The following is a 19,024-nucleotide window of genomic DNA, read 5'->3' as shown; positions in this document are numbered from 1 at the left end:
GACTGGCTTAATTCAGCAACAATGCCCGGGCGGAAAGGAATGGCTGCATGAGAAATATTTTGATGTTGTGGCTAAGCCTGTTTTTATTAAGCGGCCAAGTTGTGGCAGCTGATTTCAAGGTCGGCTACGTGCAGGTGGATAAGCTGCTGCAAGAAGCGCCGCAAACAGTTGAAACAGGCAAAAAGCTGGAGAAAGAATTCAGCCCTCGCTCACTGGATCTGGAAAAACTGCAAAAGCAGATTCGTGATATCGAAGCCCAGCTGGATCATGAACGTAGCAACGTCAATGAGTCTGATCGTCGCATCAAAGAACGTCAGCTGAATAATATGCGTCTGGAGTTCCAGAGCAAGCAGCGCGAATTGCGTGAAGATATTAACCTGCGCAAGAACGAAGAGCTGGCGGTATTGCAAGAGCGCATCAATAAAGCCGTACAAACTGTGGCCGAGAGTGAAGGTTACGACCTGGTGGCTTACAGTGGCATTGCTTACGCCAGCAAACGTATCGATATCACTGATAAAGTACTCAAACTTCTGGGCAAGAAGTAAGCTTGCGATAAAGCAAGATAGCATTTTTAAGGTCAAACAAGTCCATGGCGCAACATTTTTCATTGCAAGACATTGCTGCGTCATTGGGTGGCGAAGTCAATGCCGGACTGTCTGCCGTTAGCCCACAGCAAATACAAGTCTCACGCATGTCGTCACTGGCGCATGCGCAAGCCGGGTCCATCAGTTTTTTCAATGACACCAAATACACGCAGTCGCTGCAAAGCACACAGGCGACGGCGGTTATTCTGCGCCCCGAGCACCAGCACCTGACTGGTTTGCCATGCATACTGACTGAAAACCCTTACGCCTATTTCGCCAGGCTGTCTGCGCTGTTCAATCCGCCCAAGCAATATACACATCATGTGCATGCCAGCGCTGTCATTGGCTATGAAACCAGGTTGCCATCGGATCTGACCGTTGATGCAATGGTCATCATCGGTGATCGCGTCAGCCTGGGCAAAGGAGTGCGCATCGGTGCAGGCTGTGTGATTGAAGATGATGTCACCATTGGTGCCCATACTGTTCTGGAACCAAGAGTGGTGGTCAAGCATGGCACTGTGATTGGCCACGATTGCCACCTTTTTTCCGGCGCTGTGATCGGAAATGATGGTTTTGGCTATGCGGAAGAACAAGGCCAATGGGTTAAAATACCGCAGATAGGTCGTGTGCTCATAGGCAACCATGTTGATATCGGTGCCAATACCACCATAGACCGTGGCGCTTTGGATGATACTGTCATTGAAGACGGTGTGAAGTTGGACAATTTGATACAGGTCGCCCATAATGTCCGCATAGGTGCGCATACCGTGATTGCAGGCTGCACGGGCATTGCCGGAAGCGCTGTGATAGGGCAGCACTGCAAGATTGGCGGTGCCGCGATGATACTGGGTCACCTGCAGATTGTGGATGGCGTGACGATATCGCCAGGTTCCATGATCATGCGGTCCATCCAGCAACCTGGTACCTACACCGCGCTGATGCCTTTCCAGAAACATGAGGACTGGCTGCGGACAGCTGCAAATATCCGGCATTTGGAACAAACCAACCTCAAGCTCAAGCAGCTTGAGCAAGCAATAAGTAGTATAAAAAAACATACAGAAGATTGAGAGAATTTATGGCTGAGAATGCAATGAATAGCATGGATATTCATGAGATTTTGGAACACTTGCCGCATCGTTACCCATTCGTATTAGTGGATCGCGTACTGTCGCTAGAGTTGGGTAAAGAAATCGTGGCCCTGAAAAATGTTTCAGTGAATGAGCCATACTTCCCTGGCCATTTCCCGTACCATCCGGTCATGCCAGGCGTGCTGATTGTTGAAGCCATGGCGCAGGCGGCAGCCATCCTGTCGTTCAAAACCATGAACACCAAGCCAACCAATGATTCTGTGTATTACTTTGCCGGGATTGATAACGTGCGTTTCAAGAAACCTGTTTCTCCAGGGGACCAGATTATCCTGCACGTTAAAATTGACCGTATCCTGAAAGGGATCTGGAAATACAATGCCGTGGCCAAAGTAGCTGACGAAGTGGTGGCTGAAGCCAACATGATGTGTATTCTCAAAGCGATTGAAAAATAACCTCTTATCTCCGTTCTGCTGGCGGTATGCAGCACACAATAACGATGCAAAGCCTGATCCATCCTACTGCCATTATTGATCCCAAAGCTGAACTGGATAGTTCAGTGGAAGTGGGGCCTTTCACGACTATCGGCGCCGGTGTGCGTATTGATGCCGGAACAAAAGTCGGCTCACATGTGGTGATCGAAGGACCGACCACTATCGGCAAACACAACGAGATTTTTCAATTCTCTTCCCTGGGTGCAAAACCGCAGGACAAGAAATTCAAAGACGAACCAACCCTGCTTGAAATCGGTGACCACAATACCATTCGTGAGTTTTGTACGTTCAACCGCGGCACCATTCAGGATAAAGGCACCACTAAAATTGGCGACCATAACTGGATCATGGCCTATGTGCATATTGCGCATGATTGTATCGTCGGTAACCACACCATCATGGCCAATAACTCGTCCCTGGCCGGACATGTGACGATTTACGACTATGCCATCCTCGGTGGTTTCACCCTGGTACACCAGTTCTGCCAGATCGGCGAACATATCATTACTGCTGTTGGTTCTGTGGTGTTCAAGGATATTCCGCCCTATGTCACTGCCGCTGGCTACGATGCACAACCGCATGGCATCAATGCCGAAGGCTTGAAGCGCCGTGGCTACAGTGCAGAAGCGATCCAGCAGATCAAGCGTGCTTACAAAGTACTGTATCGTCAGGGCCTGTCATTCGAAGAGGCAAAAGTGGCTTTGGCCACCATGGAACAGACTTGTCCCGAGATTGGCCTGATGACCCGTTTCCTCGCGCAAACCACGCGCGGCATTGTGCGTTAATTCAAAAATATGGCGAAGATTGCAATGGTGGCGGGGGAAGCCTCCGGTGACTTGCTGGGTTATCACCTGATCCAGGAACTGAAATCACTGCATCCCGATATCGAGATTTTCGGTATCGCCGGGCCCAAAATGATGAGTCTTGGCGCGAAATCGCTCTACCCGATAGAACGCCTTTCTGTACGCGGTTATCTGGAAGTGCTCAGGCATCTGTGGGGCCTGCTGAAATTACGCAAGGAATTACTCAAGCAGATACTCCAACAAAAACCGGATGTCTTTATTGGTATTGATGCACCTGATTTCAACTTCTGGCTGGAGAAGAAGCTCAAGGCCAAAGGCATCGCCACCATCCATTATGTGAGTCCGTCCATCTGGGCATGGCGTAAAAACCGTATTCATAGCATCAAACGCGCAGTGTCGCACATCCTGGCGTTGTTCCCTTTTGAGCCCGCGCTCTATCAGCAGATAGGCGTTCCTGTGACCTATATCGGCCACCCATTGGCTGATGCGCTGCCTATGGAGCCGGACGTGCCGCAGATGCGTGAAAAACTCAAATTGAAAAAGAATAGCGTAGTGATTGCACTCCTGCCAGGCAGCCGCCAGTCAGAAGTGATTTTTCATGCCGAACTCATGCTGGAGAGCGCGATTTCGTTTGAACGCCTGATGCGCGAGAATGGCAAGAATGTACAATTTCTGGTGCCACTGGTCACGCGTGAAACGCGTGATATTTTCCAGAATGCCTGGCATCAATTGCTGACACAAAAGCCCGACGTCCAGATTGATATGCAAATCATGTTCGGGCACGCACATGAGGCCATGATCGCTGCCGATGCCATCGTCGTAGCCTCAGGTACCGCTACACTTGAAGCTGCTTTACTCAAGAAGCCTATGGTCATCACTTACAAGATGTCTAATATGAGCTGGCAGTTGCTGAAACGCATGCGGCTGCAACCCTATGTCGGCTTGCCCAACATACTGGCTGGCGAATTCATTGTGCCGGAGTTATTGCAAAAAGACGCTAATCCAGAACAAATCGCACAGACGCTGTATAACTTGCTGGCAGATAAAACCGGTTTAACCGAATTACGGGAGAAATACCGCAATATCCATGCCCAGCTAAAACAGAACAGTGCGCAAAAAGCCGCCGCTGTCATCAAACAGTTTTTACCTGCCGCATGAGTTTACTTAGGCTATGCGGCATTGATGAGGCGGGCAGGGGGCCATTAGCGGGTGCGGTGTATGCCGCAGCTGTCATCCTGAACCCTGAACGCCCCATACTCGGGCTGGCAGATTCCAAAAAACTCTCTGAAGCCAAACGTGATGCTCTCGCGATTGAAATCAAGGCACATGCCATGGCATGGGGAATCGCCAGTGTCAGCGCGCAGGAAATCGACGAAATCAATATCCTGCAAGCCAGCATGCTGGCGATGCAGCGCGCCTACCTGGCAATGGTGACAGATTTTGGTATGCATGCCACCTTGATCCAGGTGGATGGCAATCGTAGTCCAAAGTTTGATTTACCCTGTGAAGCCATCGTCAAAGGTGACAGCAAAGTCGCCGAAATTTCAGCGGCATCTATCCTGGCGAAAACAGCCAGGGACGCTTCTTTGCTGGAACTCGATACACAATACCCCCAGTATGGCTTTGCCCAGCATAAAGGTTACCCGACAGCTTTGCATTTGGAGCGTCTTGCAGAATTTGGTGTAACGGCTGAACACCGCCGCAGTTATGCGCCTGTCAAAAAGCTGCTGGTGGTGAATTTAGGCAATCAGGCTATTACACCAAGCTAATAAATTTAAGTCTTAAAAAACAAAAAAACCGCTCAATTGAGCGGTTTTTTGTTTGAAGCAAGTTTCTTACTCAACCAGTAATTCGGTTTTTCCTGGTTTTCCGTTCATGTCATCCGCTTGCGGTAATGGGTCTTTTCTGGAAGTAATCGCAGGCCATACTTGCGACAGGCGCGCATTCAGCTCGATAAAATGCTGCTGGTCAGCCGGGACATCATCTTCGGAGAAAATGGCTTCAGCCGGGCATTCTGCCACGCACAGGGTGCAATCGATGCATTCATCCGGGTTAATGGCGAGGAAGTTAGGGCCTTCAACAAAGCAGTCTACCGGGCAGACATCTACGCAGTCGGTATATTTGCACTGAATACAATTTTCGGTTACTACATATGTCATATTTTAAAATCCTTTGAGGCTTGGTTTCCAGCCAAAATATTAGGGTCAGCCAATACGCTATTTTATGGCAAATTAGTCTAATTGACGATGCGGCGTTTGTGTTTAATCAAACAATCATGCCAGCGCCAACGGTATTGTTACTGCTTTCGTCAATCACGATAAAAGCACCAGTCGCACGATTCTTGTCGTAACTATCCACCATTAACGGCTGCGCCAGTTTAAAACTGACACGGGCGATATCATTCATTTTAAGATCGGCAGTGGCCTGTTGTTCCAGGGTATTCACATCTACCTTGTATTGAATACTGCCGATCTTGGCTTTTGATTCGCGACTGGTATGGCGTACGATGTAAGTGCGCGCAGTAGACAGCGGCGTTTCAGACAGCCAGCACACGTGAGCTTCAATCTGTTTCACCGGCTCTATCACTTCAGCCGTTTTCACTATCATGTCGCCACGCGACGTATCAATCTCGTCTTCAAGTAACAGGGTAACACTTTGTTCCGTTTGCGCGCTTTGCAATTGTTCGTTACCCAATTGTATGGCTTTCACTTTTGACTGGTAGCCATTCGGCAACACGGTCACTGCATCACCAACTGCAATATCGCCTGATTCTACGCGGCCCATAAAGCCACGGAAATCATGCAGCTCAGGGTTGGCGGAATCATGTGGACGGCAGACAAACTGTACCGGGAAGCGGAAGGCTTCCGCCTGCTCGCTATGCGCAGCAGGTACATCTTCCAGAATCTCCAGCAATGTTTCGCCCTGATACCAATCCATATTGTCCAGCCGGTCTACCAGCATATCGCCATTCAAGGCAGACAGCGGCAGAAACTTGATATCGCGCGCCTGCGCCAGGCCAATTTCGCTGGCAAAAGCAATGTAATCTGCCTTGATCTTCTCATAAACGACCTGGTCATAATTCACCAGGTCCATCTTGTTCACGGCGACCACAATGTGCGGAATACCGACCAGATGCGCCAGGTAGCTATGACGGCGTGTCTGCGTCAACACCCCTCTACGCGCATCAATCAGGATGATCGCCAGGTTGGCGGTTGACGCGGCAGTCACCATATTGCGGGTGTATTGCTCATGACCAGGCGCATCGGCAATGATGTATTTACGCGTGCCGGTGCTGAAATAACGGTAAGCCACGTCAATGGTGATCCCTTGCTCGCGCTCTGCTTGCAAGCCATCCGTCAGCAATGACAGGTCTACGGCTTCCATACCGCGTTTGCTCGAGGTACGCTCAATATTGCTGAGCGTATCAGTCAGGATGGTTTTGGTGTCGTACAGCAAGCGACCGATCAGGGTGCTTTTGCCATCATCCACGCTGCCGCAAGTCATAAACCGCAATAATGAGTCGTTATGTTTGTTTGTCATGTCTATTCTCAATCATTAAAAATGCTTGAAAAATTCATTTTATGAAAGTGAGTGCAAGGCGCACGGAGCGCAAAAAACGGAATGTACAAAAAGTACATGAGTATTTTGAGCACCGCGCAACGCTGCAATCGATTCAGAAAATGAATTTATCTGCATTTTTAGAAATAACCTTCTTTTTTACGCTGTTCCATCGAAGCCTCGGAAGTCTGGTCATCCAGGCGGGTCGCGCCGCGCTCGGTGATAGTAGTCGTCGCAGTTTCCAGCACGATTTTGCTGACGTTATCAGCATCCGAAATCACCGGTGCCGTACAAGTGATATCGCCCACCGTACGGAAGCGCACCTGCATATTGATCACTTCTTCGCTACCTTTGGGTTGATTAATCAGCTCGCCATTTGATAGTGGTACATTGACCGGGAAGATAGAGCCTTGACGCATGACGATATCGCGTTGATGCGCAAAGTAGATGCTTGGCAGCTCCAGTTTTTCGCGCTCGATATATTGCCAGACATCCATTTCGGTCCAGTTGGAAATCGGGAAGGCGCGGATATTTTCACCCTTGTGCACGCGAGCGTTGTACAGGTTCCATAATTCCGGGCGCTGGTTTTTAGGGTCCCATTGGCCGAATTCGTCACGGAAACTCATGATGCGTTCTTTGGCGCGTGCTTTTTCTTCGTCCCTGCGGGCGCCGCCTATGCAACAATCAAAACCGAACTCTTCGATGGCTTCGAGTAAAGTCACAGACTGGTGCTTGTTGCGAGGTTCATCAGCTGATTTCAACACCACAGTGCCGCGCTTCATGGAATCTTCCACCGAACGCACAATCAGGCGCTCACCCAGCTCAGCCGCACGCTGGTCACGGAAGTTCACAACTTCCAGATAATTGTGGCCGGTATCGATATGCAGCAACGGGAAAGGGAAGCGGCCAGGGCGGAACGCTTTTTCAGCCAGGCGCAAAATGCATAATGAGTCTTTACCGCCCGAGAACAGCAATACCGGATTGGCGCATTGACCAGCGACTTCGCGCAAAATATGAATGGCTTCGGCTTCCAGCCAGTCGAGGTGAGACAAAGGTTGTTTGGTTGTCATTTCAGTCTTCTATCAATCAGCTACAGATGCTTGGTAAGTATGCTTCTGTCGTTACTTTTTAACATGCAGTCCGCATTCTTTGCTGGTCGGGTCTTCCCACCACCAGCGGCCGGCACGGATATCTTCGCCCATGGCGACTGCACGCGTACATGGCGCGCAGCCTATGCTTGGATAAAACTGGTCGTGCAAATCATTGTAGGGCACACTATACATGCGGATATAAGCCCATACTTCTTTTTCAGTCCAATCACTTAAAGGATTGAATTTTTCCAGTTTGTTGCCAGCATCGTATTCACGGGTCGGCAGGTTGCTGCGGGTAGTCGCTTGTTCAGCACGCATACCAGTGATCCAGGCCTGTTTACCGGAAAGGGCGCGCTTTAAGGGTTCTACTTTACGCATATGGCAGCAGGCTTTGCGCAACTCAATGCTTTCGTAAAAAGCATTGATGCCGTGCGTGCGCACATAGCTTTCAACGGCTTCGTGCCTGGGGAAAAACACCATGGGTTTAATGGTGTAAGTATTTTCCACATCAGCCATCAGTGTGTAGGTTTCAGCAGGCAGGCGGCCGGTATCCAGTGAAAATATCTCGATAGCCAGATTTTCTTTGGCGATCAGGTCGGTGAGCACCATATCTTCCGCGCCATAACTGTTGGCAAAAGTAATCGCGGGAAATTCGGCGGCTGCCGCTCTCAGCAATTCGAGCGCTTGCGCCCGCTTAACTTGCACACTGTTAACCAATGCATCAATCAGTTCAGGGCTGGTAGCCGGATTTTTACTGGCCGGCTTGAGCATGCTGACAGCACCACTCATGTACGATTTACTCTCCGCCAGACAGGCACATCATCTACAGCACCCTGATAAGGTTGGCTAAAGTCATTCAGGCTGGCGACCGCTTCTTGTGCCGAACGGTCTGCACGGATCAAAAAGCTGGTAAAGCCGGAACGTTTATGGAAAAACAATTGGTCGCGGAGTACGTCGCCAATGGCCCGCAATTCGTTTTTATAACCAAAACGGGTGCGTAACCAGTTGCCTAGCGTGAAGATACGGCCATCGGCAAAGCGCTCTACAAATACGGCGACCAGGGGCAGGGTATTGATGTCAGCGAACTCTGCCTGTAATGCTTCGGCAGTTTCATGCGTAGCCAGGACAATGCCAACCTCAGCGTTATCAAACCTTGCTTGCAACTCAGCTTTGCGTGCCTGCCAGATAACCAGCGGCACAAGGACTTTACCGGTAGCCGGGATCACCGTGTCAGCGATTTGTTCCGGGGTATAGCTTGCTTCACCAGTCAATTTAAACAACACCACTTTACCGGCCTGCTTGCGCACAGACTCTTCGGCAGGCGCGGGTGGTATCACGCGCGTCCACTGATCTTCAACGATCTCGGCAACAACCTCGGCATTCAAGCGAATCAGGTTACTCATGCCGTGGCTCCTTTTTCGTAAACATGCGCTTTAAACGGCGCAATACCCAGGCGGCGAGCAGTATCGATAAAGCGCTCATCTTCATGACGCTCACGGATATATACTTCTATCAATTTCTGAACCACGCCAGGCATTTCTTCCGCAGAGAAAGAAGGGCCGATCACGCTGCCAATGCTGGCATCATTACCCTGTTTGCCACCGATGGTGACCTGGTACCATTCTGATCCATCTTTATCAACACCAAGCACGCCAATATGGCCAACGTGGTGATGACCGCAGGCGTTCATGCAACCGGAAATATTCAATTCGATATCACCGATTTCGTACAGGTAATCGAGGTCATCAAATTGCAGCTGGATCGCTTCGGCAATCGGAATGGATTTGGCATTGGCCAGGCTGCAGAAGTCACCGCCAGGGCAGCAGATAATGTCGGTCAGTAAGCCAATATTTGGTGTTGCCAGGCCTGCTGCGCGTGCTTTTTCCCACACGGCAAACAGGTCTGACAGTTTTACGTCTGCCAGGATCAGGTTTTGCTCATGAGAAGAACGCAGTTCGCCAAAGCTGTAAGCGTCAGCCAGGTCGGCCACTACATGCATTTGCTCACTGGTCACATCGCCTGGCGCTTTGCCATGCGGTTTTAATGACAAAGTCACTGCACGGTAACCAGGCACACGGTGCGCTTGCACGTTGCGTTTCACCCAGGCGGCAAAGGCCGGATTGCAGGCAATAGCTGCATCAAATGAGGCATCATTGGCAGGCAATGTCTCATATGGCATAGGCTCAAAATGTTTAGCCACACGATCAAGCTCGGTTTGCGTGATGGTGAGCGGGCCATCTTTTAAATGCGCCCATTCTTCTTCGACCTGGCGTTTGAATTCTTCGATGCCTAGTGCTTTGGCCAGAATCTTGATACGTGCCTTATAGGCATTATCGCGGCGACCATGCACGTTATAAACGCGGATCACGGCTTCGCAGTATGAAAGTATATGGCGCCATTCCAGGTGCTCACGGATCACCATGCCCAGGATAGGCGTACGGCCCAAGCCACCGCCGACCCAGACTTTAATCGCCATCTCCTCGTTATTGTCTTTATAGAATTCCAGGCCGATATCGTGCGCTTGCACAATGGCGCGGTCCTGCGTCGTGCCGGACACTGCGATCTTGAATTTACGTGGTAACAGGGCGAATTCCGGGTGGAAAGTACTCCACTGGCGCATGATCTCGGCAATCGCGCGCGGATCAATGATCTCGTCAGGCGCAATGCCTGCAAACTGGTCGGTAGTGATGTTGCGGATGCAATTGCCTGAAGTCTGGATGGCGTGCATCTCAACCGTGGCAAGCTCAGCCAGGATGTCCGGCGTATCTTCCAGCTTAGGCCAGTTCAATTGCAAGTTCTGGCGGGTACTGAAATGGCCGTAACCACGGTCATATTTTTTGGTGATATCCGCCAGTTTGCGCAGCTGTTTGCTGGAAAGCAGGCCATAAGGAATCGCGATACGCAACATAGGCGCATGGCGCTGGATATACAAGCCATTCTGCAAACGTAGCGGGCGGTACTCTTCATCTGAGAGCTCGCCAGCGATGTAGCGGCGGGTCTGGTCGCGGTATTGCGCGACACGTTCATTAACAATTTGTTGGTCTATAGGGTCGTATTTGTACATGCTTGAATCACTTTTTCGCCATATGCGAAGAGGCAGTATTTTAATGGAAAACCAGCTTAAAGCCTACATAAATCAATATCATAGCCAGTACAATACGCACCCAGTGCTCGGCAACCCTTGAACTCATCAGGCTGCCAAGGTAGATTCCAGGGACGGAACCTATCAATAATGTACCCAGCAAGGTGTAGTCTATCGTGCCCAGAGAGGCATGTCCTGCACCTGCCACCAGTGTCAGGGGCACCGCATGTGCGATATCGCTGCCGACAATAGTGGTGATCTTTTCTTTAGGGTAGAGCATGATGAGCGCGGTTACGCCCAATGCGCCGGCACCTACTGAAGTGAGTGTCACCAGTCCGCCCAGGACTATTCCGAGAATGACAGTCGCCACGGGAACATAACGTACAGGCACCCATTCTCCATTTGAAGCTAAAGAATGCAGCCTGTTGCGCAGCAAGACAGCGATAGAAGTGACAATCAGCGCAATCCCCAGCCAGAATTTAATGGTGGAGACGGCGTTGCCGGATTGCAAGTCCATACTCTGCAATGCCCACAAGGTGACCATGGAGGCGGGCACGCTACCGATGGCCAGGCGTTTGACAATACGCCAGTCAATGTTACCCAGTTTGCCATGCGCAAAAATACCGACAGATTTGGTGATGGATGCATACAACAGGTCTGTACCGACCGCCACCGCTGGTTTGATGTTATAAACCAGCAGCAGGATAGGGGTCATTAACGAGCCACCACCAACGCCGGTGAGGCCCACCAAAAAGCCGACAATAAACCCTGCCAGTATGTATCCGAATTCCATGAGGAGTATCTTCTAAACTTTAGTGCGCGAAATGTACCAGATTTTTAATTATTGATTTAATAACCAGTTGTTCTATGATATAGCTTTTGGTTATATTGAGCAGGCAATGAAATTCCATCAATTACGCTATGTACACGAGGTCGTCCGACAACAGCTGAACATCTCTTCAGCGTCAGAAGTACTGCACACTTCACAGCCCGGCGTCAGCAAGCAAATCCAGCTGCTGGAAGAGGAATTGGGCCTGCAGATATTCCAGCGTAACGGGAAACGCCTTATCGGCGTCACCGAACCCGGCCGTAAGATTGTGGATCTGGCAGCACGCGTGATACTGGATATGCAGAATATCAAACGCGTGGGCGATGAATACAGCCAGGAAGACAGTGGCGAACTCACGATTGCTACGACACACACGCAGGCGCGGTACCGTTTGCCGTCGGCGGTCAAACAGTTCATCGCGCAATATCCTAACGTCAAACTGGCGATCCACCAGGGCAACCCGGCACAGGTCACCGAGCATGTGGCTTCCGGTGAGGCCGATATCGGCATCGCAACCGAAAATATCAGTGATGACGAGCGCTTGTCCTGCCTGTCATGCTACGAGTGGAACCGCTGCCTGGTGGTGCCGCCGCAGCATCCTTTGCTGCAAAAAGGCAAGCTCACATTAAAAGACCTGGCGGATTACCCGCTGATTACCTATGACTTTGCATTTACCGGCGGTACGCTGGTTTCCAAAGTATTTCATGACGCCGATTTACAGCCGAACGTAGTGTTTACCGCGATTGATGCCGACGTGATTAAAACTTACGTCAACCTCGGTCTCGGGATAGGCTTGATCGCAAACATGGCCTATGACGAAGTACGGGATGCACCGCTCAAAAGCCTGGATTGCAGCCATTTATTCCCGAATAGCACCACTTATCTGGGCGTTCGTCGCGATGCCTTCTTGCGTGACTATATGCTGAACTTTATCACCATGCTGTCGCCGCAATATGACAAACGTACGGTGCAGCGCGCTTTTCATCAAGACTTATAAACCCGCTGGTGATTTGCCGTGATTTTTGTCACATGACTGCTTATTGCGCTGTGCTGTAATGGATTTCTATTAAAGAAGGAATATGACCATGCGTCACTGCATATTGGGATTATTTTGTTTGCTATGTTTATGTGTGCCGATAACGGGGTGCGCACAGGCTGTTGATAAAGGGCCGCACATGCGTGCAATCGGCCATGGCATGCCGGATGTAGATCTGGATAATGCGATTTATGAAGTACCGGTTCAGCCAAATGTCAGCTACCAGGATTTGGTGGATAGCTTAAAGTCTATTTCTGAAGGCATGAATTTTGTCAGCCCGGCCAATTTCCCGATTGGTGAACATATGAAACAGCGTGGACAGGACCCCGAAGGAATCAAGGAAGTGCGTACCTTCTGCAACTTGAGTATGGGAACAGAGATCATCCTGGATCATCCGGAATTTCTGGTATTTGCGCCATGCCGGGTGGCGATTTATGAAAAGCCGGATGCGCATGGCAAACGGCACTTATATTTAGGGCTGGACCGGCCTACCCATGATTTAAAGAATATCAAGCATCCCACTGCCAGGGCGCAAGCGTCCGCCCAGCAACTGGAAGATGCATTAATCAGCCTGATGGAAAAAGCCAGGCGCGGTGATTTTTGAACCTCTGAACGCTTTTAAAGCGCATTGTTTTCGGCTGGCTGCCTTCCACTTTTCCAGCCCTTCACCTATACTCAAACCAACCCATTACTAACCCGAGTATCCACCATGATAGAACCCATGCTCATCGCCAAAAATAATGAAACCGACAGCGTGATGCTGCCAAGAATGGCTAACCGCCACGGCCTGATTGCAGGTGCCACGGGTACAGGTAAAACCGTGACCCTCCAAAGCCTGGCCGAACAGTTTTCACGTATTGGTGTGCCGGTATTTATGGCGGATGTCAAAGGCGATTTGTCCGGCATGAGCCAGGTTGGCGGAGGTAACGCCAAAGTCGAGGCCCGCGTGCAGCAACTGGCATTAACGGGTTACAGCAATAAAGCTTACCCGGTCATGTTCTGGGATATGTTTGGTGCTAAAGGCCATCCGGTTCGCACCACACTCAGCGAAATGGGCCCTTTGCTACTTTCCCGCATGCTTAACCTCAATGAAGTGCAAAGCGGTGTACTGAACGCGATTTTCAAGGTGGCTGATGACAATGGCATGCTGCTCTTGGATTTGAAAGATTTACGTGCCATGGCGCAGCACTGTGCTGAAAATGCCGCGACCTACCAGACGCAATACGGCAATATTTCAACCGCCAGTGTGGGCGCGATTCAACGATCATTACTGCAACTGGAAACTGAAGGCGGTGATGCTTTGTTTGGAGAGCCAGCGCTAAACCTGGAAGATATGATGCAAACCGATGCCAAAGGTTTGGGCTATATCAATATCCTTGCGGCGGATAAATTACTGAATTCACCACGGGTCTATGCCACTTTACTATTGTGGCTGTTATCCGAGCTATTTGAAAAACTGCCGGAAGTGGGTGACCTGGAAAAACCTAAACTCGTATTCTTTTTTGATGAAGCGCATTTGCTGTTTAACGACGCACCCGCCATGTTGATGCAGAAAATCGAACAGGTGGTGCGCTTGGTGCGTTCCAAAGGGGTAGGGATCTATTTTGTGTCGCAAAATCCGTTGGATATCCCGGATGTGGTGCTGGGGCAATTGGGTAACCGTGTCCAGCATGCTTTGCGCGCTTTTACACCGCGTGACCAGAAAGCAGTGCAGGTCGCGGCGCAAACTTTTCGCGCTAATCCCAAATTGAATGTGGCTACTGCCATTACCGAGCTAGGGGTAGGTGAAGCGCTGGTTTCATTTCTGGATGAGAAGGGTGCCCCGACGCCGGTAGAACGCACATTTATCTGTCCGCCGGAAAGCAGGGTGGGCCCTGCAACCGATGCTGAACGTAACCAGGTAATGACGCAATCACTGGTCGCGGGAGTATATGACAAGTTAGTGGACAGGGAATCTGCCTATGAGACTCTTAAGCAACGGGCTGAGCAAGCCGCTGCGGCCACTCAGGAAAAAGCCCCGCAAGAGCAAGAGTCCTCTTCGGGATTTGATCTGGGCGGGATTCTCAGTGGCAAAACAAGCCGTTCCGACTCTGTATTAGAGTCTGCCGCTAAATCCGCTGCACGGGCGATTGGCTCACAACTGGGCCGTGCCATTATCAGGGGCGTGCTAGGATCTATCCTCGGAGGCAGCAAATCCAAACGTTAATATTGAAACTTGACCTTAAAACCTGAACCAGGGAAATGCATGTTAAGTGATATCGAAATTGCACAAGCGGCCACATTAAGCCCAATCACAGATATTGCGGGGCGATTAGGGCTTTCTGTTTCAGATTTGCATCTTCATGGCCAGCATATGGCCAAGCTTACACAATCCACCGTGAATCAGCTGCACACGCAACCGGTGCGTGCCAAACTGATTTTGATGACAGCCATCAATCCCACACCAGCAGGTGAAGGCAAGACTACTACGACAGTGGGTTTGACCGATGCGTTAAACCTGGCTGGCTACAAAGCATTAGCCTGTTTGCGTGAACCCTCTTTAGGACCTGTATTTGGTATGAAGGGAGGAGCCACCGGTGGTGGTTACGCGCAGGTCGTGCCCATGGAAAATATCAACCTGCATTTCACCGGCGATTTTCACGCCATCAGTGCGGCCAATAACCTGCTTGCCGCTTTAGTGGATAACCATATTTACCATGGGAATGCGTTGCAGTTTGACCAAGTGAGCTGGCGGCGCTGTATGGATATGAATGACCGCGCCTTGCGCAGGATTACCATTAACCAGCCTTATGCCTATGACACCGGTTTTGATATTACGGTAGCCAGTGAAGTGATGGCGATTTTTTGCCTGGCAACTGATCTGGCAGATTTAACCCACCGTCTGAGCCGTATGCAAGTGGGACAGTCAACAAAAGGCCAGCCTATTTTTGCCAGTGATTTGCATGCTGAAGGCGCGATGACCGCCTTATTGAAAGATGCCTTTCAGCCTAATCTGGTTCAAACCCTGGAAGGGTCTCCAGCCTTGTTACATGGTGGCCCATTCGCCAATATCGCTCATGGTTGTAATAGCCTGGTCGCCACGCAAACTGCCTTGCGGCTGGCAGATTACGTTGTGACTGAAGCGGGCTTTGGTGCCGACCTCGGTGCCGAGAAGTTTATAGATATCAAATGCCGCCAGTCAGGGTTAAGGCCGGATATGACGGTGATCGTCGCTACAGTGCGGGCGCTTAAATATCACGGTGGCGTGGAAGTGGCTGATCTGAATACAGAGAATCTGCAAGCGCTTTCAACCGGTATGGCTAACCTGAAAAAACATGTAGATAACATGCGCCAGCATTTCGGTTTGCCGGTATTGGTCGCACTTAACCACTTTACCCATGATACTGAGGCTGAAGTTGCGTTGTTGCAGTCCGCTGTTGAATCCTGGGGAAGCAGTTTACATGTATGCCGGCATTGGGCGCATGGTGGTAAGGGTGCACTTGACCTGGCACATGCGGTCGCCCGCATGGCGCAACAAACAGCCAGTCCAACATTGCTCTACCAGGATGATTTGTCCCTGCCTGATAAACTGCATGCCATTGCACGATCACTATATGGTGCTAAAGATGTGACATTCAGCGCGCAGGCAGAACAACAGTTAGGTACCTTGGCCGAAACAAGTCGCGGCTTGCCGGTATGCGTTGCAAAAACACAATATTCATTATCCTGTGATGCCAAACTTCGCAACGTACCGGAAGGGCATACCCTGCATGTGCGCGAATTGAGATTATCGCGCGGTGCCGGTTTCGTTGTCGCTATATGTGGCGACATTATGACCATGCCGGGCTTGCCGAAGCAGCCCGCCAGCCACCGTATCAGTGTGGATGCCAATGGTAGAATATGTGGTCTTTCCTGAAATCTTAGTCATGCAGACGTTTCGTCAACTCGGCCAGGCCGACCAAACCATCAATAAGTCACGCTTTATTGCACGTGCCGGACGTTGTGAAAACGAGCGCGAGCTGGCATTGTTTTTACGCCAGTTTGCCAGTGAGCATCAAAGCGCAGGTCACCTGGCGTATGCTTTTCGTATGAAAACAGCAGAAGGCATAGTGGCTCGCTTTTCCGACGCGGGCGAGCCTGCAGGCACTGCGGGCAAACCGATTCAGCAAATGCTGGACGGTCAAAATTATGTCAATTGCTGTGTTGCCGTCATCCGCTATTATGGTGGCATCAACCTCGGTACTGGTGGCCTGGTGCGCGCTTATGGCGGCACTGCCAAGCAGGCCATGGACCAGGCTGGGACAATCCCGTTTGTTGAAATGGTACACCTGAAAATTTCCACGACTTACAAGCGTGTGGATGAACTGACGCGCGAAGTTCAGAAGTTGCATGGAGAGGTGCTTGATAAACAGTTCGATGAAGCCGTACATTTCCTGCTGAAATTACCTATTGATGCGGCTAAGCATTTACAGTCCAAATATTAGCTATTTATGATGAAAATCCGGAGTCTGTAGTGACCCAAACCCAAAAATTTGATACCGCCACTTATGTGCTGATGGCCGTTTTGATGTGGCTGGTATTAAAAGTGCAGCTACTGCCTGCTTTACTGGTAGGCCTGCTGGTATTTGAACTGATTCATGTGATTTCACCTATTATTGCGCGCAGGGTGCCTGGTAAATATGCGAAGTGGCTGGCAGTGGTATTGCTGGCGACCTTTGTGATTGGTTTACTGGTGGCGATGGGCATGAGTATCGTGACCCTGATCCGCAGTGATACTGGTGGCCTGACCATGCTGTTCGACCAGCTGGCCCGTATTATTGAAGACTCGCGCGCAGTGCTGCCAGTGTGGCTGAATGACCGCCTGCCTGATGATGCCATTACGCTGCAGCAAACGGTGATTGAATGGTTACGTGCGCATTCGGCAGATTGGCAATTACTGGGAAAAGAAGCAGGGCATCATTTTGCGCACATCCTGATTGGCATGGTGATTGGAGCGATGGTGGCTTTGCATGACGTGCAAACCAAAACCAATCAGCGTCCGTTTGCACAAAGCCTGTTGCAGCGCGTGGTGTTGTTTGCGCAGGCTTTTAAGAATATTGTATTTGCACAGGTCAAGATTTCTGCGGTGAACGCCAGCCTGACTGCCATTTACCTGGCGATTATCCTGCCGCTTTGCGGCATCCATTTGCCTTTCACCAAAACCATGATTTTGCTGACTTTCCTGGTTGGCTTGCTGCCGGTGGTGGGTAACCTGATTTCAAATACCGTGATTGTGATTGTCAGTATCAGTCACTCCTTTATTGTCGCCATCGGGTCACTGTTATTTTTAATTGTGATTCATAAACTGGAATACTTCCTCAATGCGCGGATAGTCGGTAGCCAGATACGCGCACACGCCTGGGAATTGCTGGTCGCGATGCTGCTTATGGAAGCCACTTTCGGTTTAGCGGGCATAGTAGCGGCACCGGTGTATTATGCTTACATTAAAAGTGAGTGCCGCGAGCGCGGTTGGGTATAGGTTGCTAGATCAAATAAGGCTCGCCACGGCGAGCCTTATTTATTTTCAGGAATAAAGTTTACTTCAGCTTGTAGAGACGGTTTTCCAGGGTTTTACCCCCACTGATTTTATCTATCTGGTCACCGCTGACCAGGCTCAGTTGCGCCACACGGTCATCCGGGTGAGGGTGGGTCTGGAAAAGCAGCGCTACGCTGCCATCATTACTGCCTAGCAATTCCATATCCTGTAATACTTCTGCCAGGCCATACGCGTCATAACCGGCCCTTGCAGCTAATACTGTGCCCATGCTGTCAGCTTCGTATTCAGCACTTTTATCCAGGTTGCGGGCACTGATTTCGGCACCGGTAGTCACGGCACGCTGTGTGATTTTATTTTTGCTGATTTTCTCTTTGAGGAATGATGTACCGGCATCCATCAAGGCCTGTTTTTGCATGACCTTCAAATGATGCCTTTGCACGACATGGACGATTTCATGGCCCAGCACGCCTGCCAGCTGTGCTTCACTGGTTAAGCGTTGATAGAGACCTTTGGTGATCAGCACATAACCGCCGGGTGCGGCAAATGCGTTGACATCAGTACTATCAATCACGCCAAAATGCCAGGGCAGGCTGGTACGCTCGGACTGGCTGGCGACCCAGCGCCCGACTTTGTTGACGTATGCTTGCAGCTTGGCATCGTTTACTAACGGTGCCGCACCGAGAATAGTGCCGGTCACATTGCGGCCAACGGCAATCTCGTCTTCCTGGCTAGGATTTTTCCAGTTGATATTGGCTAATTTATCCTGCGCTGACGCATTTTCAGGGTTAGTAGTCGCAGCTTGCTCATTACTGCTGCCGCCCAGCTGGTTATTGACGGCATCCTTGAGTGCACCTTTCAAATCGAGCGCAACTGCGGTACCTGCCATAAAACCACCAAATAACGCAAACACGACTGCATGTTTAATAAAGGTTTTCTTGAATATATCT

20 protein-coding genes are annotated in these 19,024 nt (G+C 50.4%); 12 read left to right on the top strand and 8 right to left on the bottom strand.

Annotation, left to right across the window (positions count from 1 at the left end; all coding sequences use genetic code 11):
- Positions 1-47: 47 nt before the first annotated feature.
- Genes ACFQ2T_RS04000 through rnhB form a run of 6 tightly spaced genes read left to right on the top strand, consistent with a single transcriptional unit; the run spans position 48 to position 4,735 of the window.
- Positions 48-545 carry an OmpH family outer membrane protein gene (locus tag ACFQ2T_RS04000; RefSeq protein WP_379030822.1) on the top strand — a complete coding sequence of 166 codons (498 nt, stop codon included), beginning with the start codon at positions 48-50 and terminating at the stop codon, positions 543-545.
- Between the two features lie 44 nt (positions 546-589).
- A complete protein-coding gene (gene lpxD, locus ACFQ2T_RS03995) occupies positions 590-1,651 on the top strand; it encodes a UDP-3-O-(3-hydroxymyristoyl)glucosamine N-acyltransferase (RefSeq protein ID WP_379030820.1) in 1,062 nt (353 codons plus the stop codon).
- Between the two features lie 8 nt (positions 1,652-1,659).
- Positions 1,660-2,124, top strand: a complete 465-nt coding sequence (fabZ, locus tag ACFQ2T_RS03990) for a 3-hydroxyacyl-ACP dehydratase FabZ (protein WP_379030817.1) — start codon at positions 1,660-1,662, stop codon at positions 2,122-2,124.
- Between the two features lie 44 nt (positions 2,125-2,168).
- Positions 2,169-2,948: an acyl-ACP--UDP-N-acetylglucosamine O-acyltransferase gene (gene lpxA / locus ACFQ2T_RS03985; protein ID WP_379033886.1), complete on the top strand. Its 780-nt coding sequence runs from the start codon at positions 2,169-2,171 to the stop codon at positions 2,946-2,948.
- A gap of 9 nt (positions 2,949-2,957) precedes the next feature.
- On the top strand, positions 2,958-4,124 hold the full coding sequence (gene lpxB, locus ACFQ2T_RS03980) for a lipid-A-disaccharide synthase (RefSeq protein ID WP_379030814.1): 1,167 nt from the start codon (positions 2,958-2,960) through the stop codon (positions 4,122-4,124).
- The gene (rnhB, locus tag ACFQ2T_RS03975) at positions 4,121-4,735 is read left to right on the top strand and encodes a ribonuclease HII (protein ID WP_379030811.1); all 615 of its coding nucleotides are present in this window, start codon (positions 4,121-4,123) and stop codon (positions 4,733-4,735) included. The genes lpxB and rnhB overlap by 4 nt, the downstream gene beginning before the upstream one ends.
- A 66-nt stretch (positions 4,736-4,801) precedes the next feature.
- Here rnhB and fdxA read toward each other — a convergent pair whose 3' ends face one another.
- The 7 genes from fdxA to ACFQ2T_RS03940 all read right to left on the bottom strand — a co-directional run bounded on the left by fdxA (position 4,802) and on the right by ACFQ2T_RS03940 (position 11,490).
- Entirely contained in the window at positions 4,802-5,125 is a 324-nt protein-coding gene (fdxA, locus tag ACFQ2T_RS03970) for a ferredoxin FdxA (RefSeq protein ID WP_379030808.1), read from the bottom strand.
- A 106-nt stretch (positions 5,126-5,231) separates the two neighbouring features.
- Complete coding sequence (cysN, locus tag ACFQ2T_RS03965) at positions 5,232-6,506, bottom strand: sulfate adenylyltransferase subunit CysN (protein WP_379030805.1); 1,275 nt, start codon at positions 6,504-6,506, stop codon at positions 5,232-5,234.
- A gap of 158 nt (positions 6,507-6,664) precedes the next feature.
- The gene (gene cysD, locus ACFQ2T_RS03960; RefSeq protein WP_379030802.1) at positions 6,665-7,594 is read right to left on the bottom strand and encodes a sulfate adenylyltransferase subunit CysD; all 930 of its coding nucleotides are present in this window, start codon (positions 7,592-7,594) and stop codon (positions 6,665-6,667) included.
- Positions 7,595-7,645: 51 nt separating this feature from the next.
- Entirely contained in the window at positions 7,646-8,404 is a 759-nt protein-coding gene (locus ACFQ2T_RS03955; RefSeq protein ID WP_379030799.1) for a phosphoadenylyl-sulfate reductase, read from the bottom strand.
- Complete coding sequence (locus tag ACFQ2T_RS03950) at positions 8,401-9,018, bottom strand: DUF934 domain-containing protein (protein WP_379030796.1); 618 nt, start codon at positions 9,016-9,018, stop codon at positions 8,401-8,403. The genes ACFQ2T_RS03955 and ACFQ2T_RS03950 overlap by 4 nt, the downstream gene beginning before the upstream one ends.
- A complete protein-coding gene (locus ACFQ2T_RS03945; protein WP_379030793.1) occupies positions 9,015-10,679 on the bottom strand; it encodes a nitrite/sulfite reductase in 1,665 nt (554 codons plus the stop codon). Before ACFQ2T_RS03945 ends, ACFQ2T_RS03950 begins: the two co-directional genes overlap by 4 nt.
- Positions 10,680-10,719: 40 nt before the next feature.
- On the bottom strand, positions 10,720-11,490 hold the full coding sequence (locus tag ACFQ2T_RS03940; protein WP_379030790.1) for a sulfite exporter TauE/SafE family protein: 771 nt from the start codon (positions 11,488-11,490) through the stop codon (positions 10,720-10,722).
- Between the two features lie 106 nt (positions 11,491-11,596).
- On the opposite strand from ACFQ2T_RS03940, the gene ACFQ2T_RS03935 reads away from it, so the two are divergent.
- The 6 genes from ACFQ2T_RS03935 (at position 11,597) to ACFQ2T_RS03910 (ending at position 18,059) form a co-directional block, all read left to right on the top strand.
- The gene (locus tag ACFQ2T_RS03935) at positions 11,597-12,523 is read left to right on the top strand and encodes a CysB family HTH-type transcriptional regulator (RefSeq protein WP_379030787.1); all 927 of its coding nucleotides are present in this window, start codon (positions 11,597-11,599) and stop codon (positions 12,521-12,523) included.
- A 178-nt stretch (positions 12,524-12,701) separates the two neighbouring features.
- Entirely contained in the window at positions 12,702-13,166 is a 465-nt protein-coding gene (locus ACFQ2T_RS03930) for a DUF302 domain-containing protein (protein WP_379030784.1), read from the top strand.
- Positions 13,167-13,271: 105 nt separating this feature from the next.
- Positions 13,272-14,768, top strand: a complete 1,497-nt coding sequence (locus tag ACFQ2T_RS03925) for a helicase HerA-like domain-containing protein (protein WP_379030781.1) — start codon at positions 13,272-13,274, stop codon at positions 14,766-14,768.
- A 39-nt stretch (positions 14,769-14,807) separates the two neighbouring features.
- Positions 14,808-16,457: a formate--tetrahydrofolate ligase gene (locus ACFQ2T_RS03920; protein WP_379030778.1), complete on the top strand. Its 1,650-nt coding sequence runs from the start codon at positions 14,808-14,810 to the stop codon at positions 16,455-16,457.
- Between the two features lie 10 nt (positions 16,458-16,467).
- Positions 16,468-17,025 (top strand): IMPACT family protein, encoded by a 558-nt coding sequence (locus tag ACFQ2T_RS03915; RefSeq protein ID WP_379030776.1) that lies wholly within the window; start codon positions 16,468-16,470, stop codon positions 17,023-17,025.
- 29 nt (positions 17,026-17,054) lie between these two features.
- Complete coding sequence (locus ACFQ2T_RS03910) at positions 17,055-18,059, top strand: AI-2E family transporter (RefSeq protein ID WP_379030773.1); 1,005 nt, start codon at positions 17,055-17,057, stop codon at positions 18,057-18,059.
- A gap of 58 nt (positions 18,060-18,117) precedes the next feature.
- On the opposite strand, the gene ACFQ2T_RS03905 is transcribed toward ACFQ2T_RS03910, so the two are convergent.
- Positions 18,118-18,963, bottom strand: a complete 846-nt coding sequence (locus ACFQ2T_RS03905) for a M48 family metalloprotease (RefSeq protein ID WP_379033884.1) — start codon at positions 18,961-18,963, stop codon at positions 18,118-18,120.
- Positions 18,964-19,024 lie beyond the last annotated feature (61 nt).

The sequence above is a fragment of the Methylophilus flavus genome, from assembly GCF_042678905.1.
GTDB classification, from domain to species: Bacteria; Pseudomonadota; Gammaproteobacteria; order Burkholderiales; family Methylophilaceae; genus Methylophilus; species Methylophilus flavus.
The sequence above is the reverse complement of the archived record's forward strand: the minus strand, read 5'-3'. Positions and strand labels throughout refer to the sequence as shown.

Bases quoted from the DNA above. Each gene is read 5' to 3' on its own strand.
- fdxA (WP_379030808.1), bottom strand. From the start codon at position 5,125: ATGACATATGTAGTAACCGAAAATTGTATTCAGTGCAAATATACCGAC.
- cysN (WP_379030805.1), bottom strand. From the start codon at position 6,506: ATGACAAACAAACATAACGACTCATTATTGCGGTTTATGACTTGCGGC.
- ACFQ2T_RS03920 (WP_379030778.1), top strand. From the start codon at position 14,808: ATGTTAAGTGATATCGAAATTGCACAAGCGGCCACATTAAGCCCAATC.
- ACFQ2T_RS03925 (WP_379030781.1), top strand. From the start codon at position 13,272: ATGATAGAACCCATGCTCATCGCCAAAAATAATGAAACCGACAGCGTG.
- lpxB (WP_379030814.1), top strand. From the start codon at position 2,958: ATGGCGAAGATTGCAATGGTGGCGGGGGAAGCCTCCGGTGACTTGCTG.
- lpxA (WP_379033886.1), top strand. From the start codon at position 2,169: ATGCAAAGCCTGATCCATCCTACTGCCATTATTGATCCCAAAGCTGAA.
- ACFQ2T_RS03945 (WP_379030793.1), bottom strand. From the start codon at position 10,679: ATGTACAAATACGACCCTATAGACCAACAAATTGTTAATGAACGTGTC.
- fabZ (WP_379030817.1), top strand. From the start codon at position 1,660: ATGGCTGAGAATGCAATGAATAGCATGGATATTCATGAGATTTTGGAA.
- rnhB (WP_379030811.1), top strand. From the start codon at position 4,121: ATGAGTTTACTTAGGCTATGCGGCATTGATGAGGCGGGCAGGGGGCCA.
- ACFQ2T_RS03930 (WP_379030784.1), top strand. From the start codon at position 12,702: ATGCGTGCAATCGGCCATGGCATGCCGGATGTAGATCTGGATAATGCG.
- ACFQ2T_RS03955 (WP_379030799.1), bottom strand. From the start codon at position 8,404: ATGAGTGGTGCTGTCAGCATGCTCAAGCCGGCCAGTAAAAATCCGGCT.
- ACFQ2T_RS04000 (WP_379030822.1), top strand. From the start codon at position 48: ATGAGAAATATTTTGATGTTGTGGCTAAGCCTGTTTTTATTAAGCGGC.
- cysD (WP_379030802.1), bottom strand. From the start codon at position 7,594: ATGACAACCAAACAACCTTTGTCTCACCTCGACTGGCTGGAAGCCGAA.
- ACFQ2T_RS03905 (WP_379033884.1), bottom strand. From the start codon at position 18,963: ATGGCAGGTACCGCAGTTGCGCTCGATTTGAAAGGTGCACTCAAGGAT.
- ACFQ2T_RS03950 (WP_379030796.1), bottom strand. From the start codon at position 9,018: ATGAGTAACCTGATTCGCTTGAATGCCGAGGTTGTTGCCGAGATCGTT.
- lpxD (WP_379030820.1), top strand. From the start codon at position 590: ATGGCGCAACATTTTTCATTGCAAGACATTGCTGCGTCATTGGGTGGC.
- ACFQ2T_RS03935 (WP_379030787.1), top strand. From the start codon at position 11,597: ATGAAATTCCATCAATTACGCTATGTACACGAGGTCGTCCGACAACAG.
- ACFQ2T_RS03915 (WP_379030776.1), top strand. From the start codon at position 16,468: ATGCAGACGTTTCGTCAACTCGGCCAGGCCGACCAAACCATCAATAAG.
- ACFQ2T_RS03940 (WP_379030790.1), bottom strand. From the start codon at position 11,490: ATGGAATTCGGATACATACTGGCAGGGTTTATTGTCGGCTTTTTGGTG.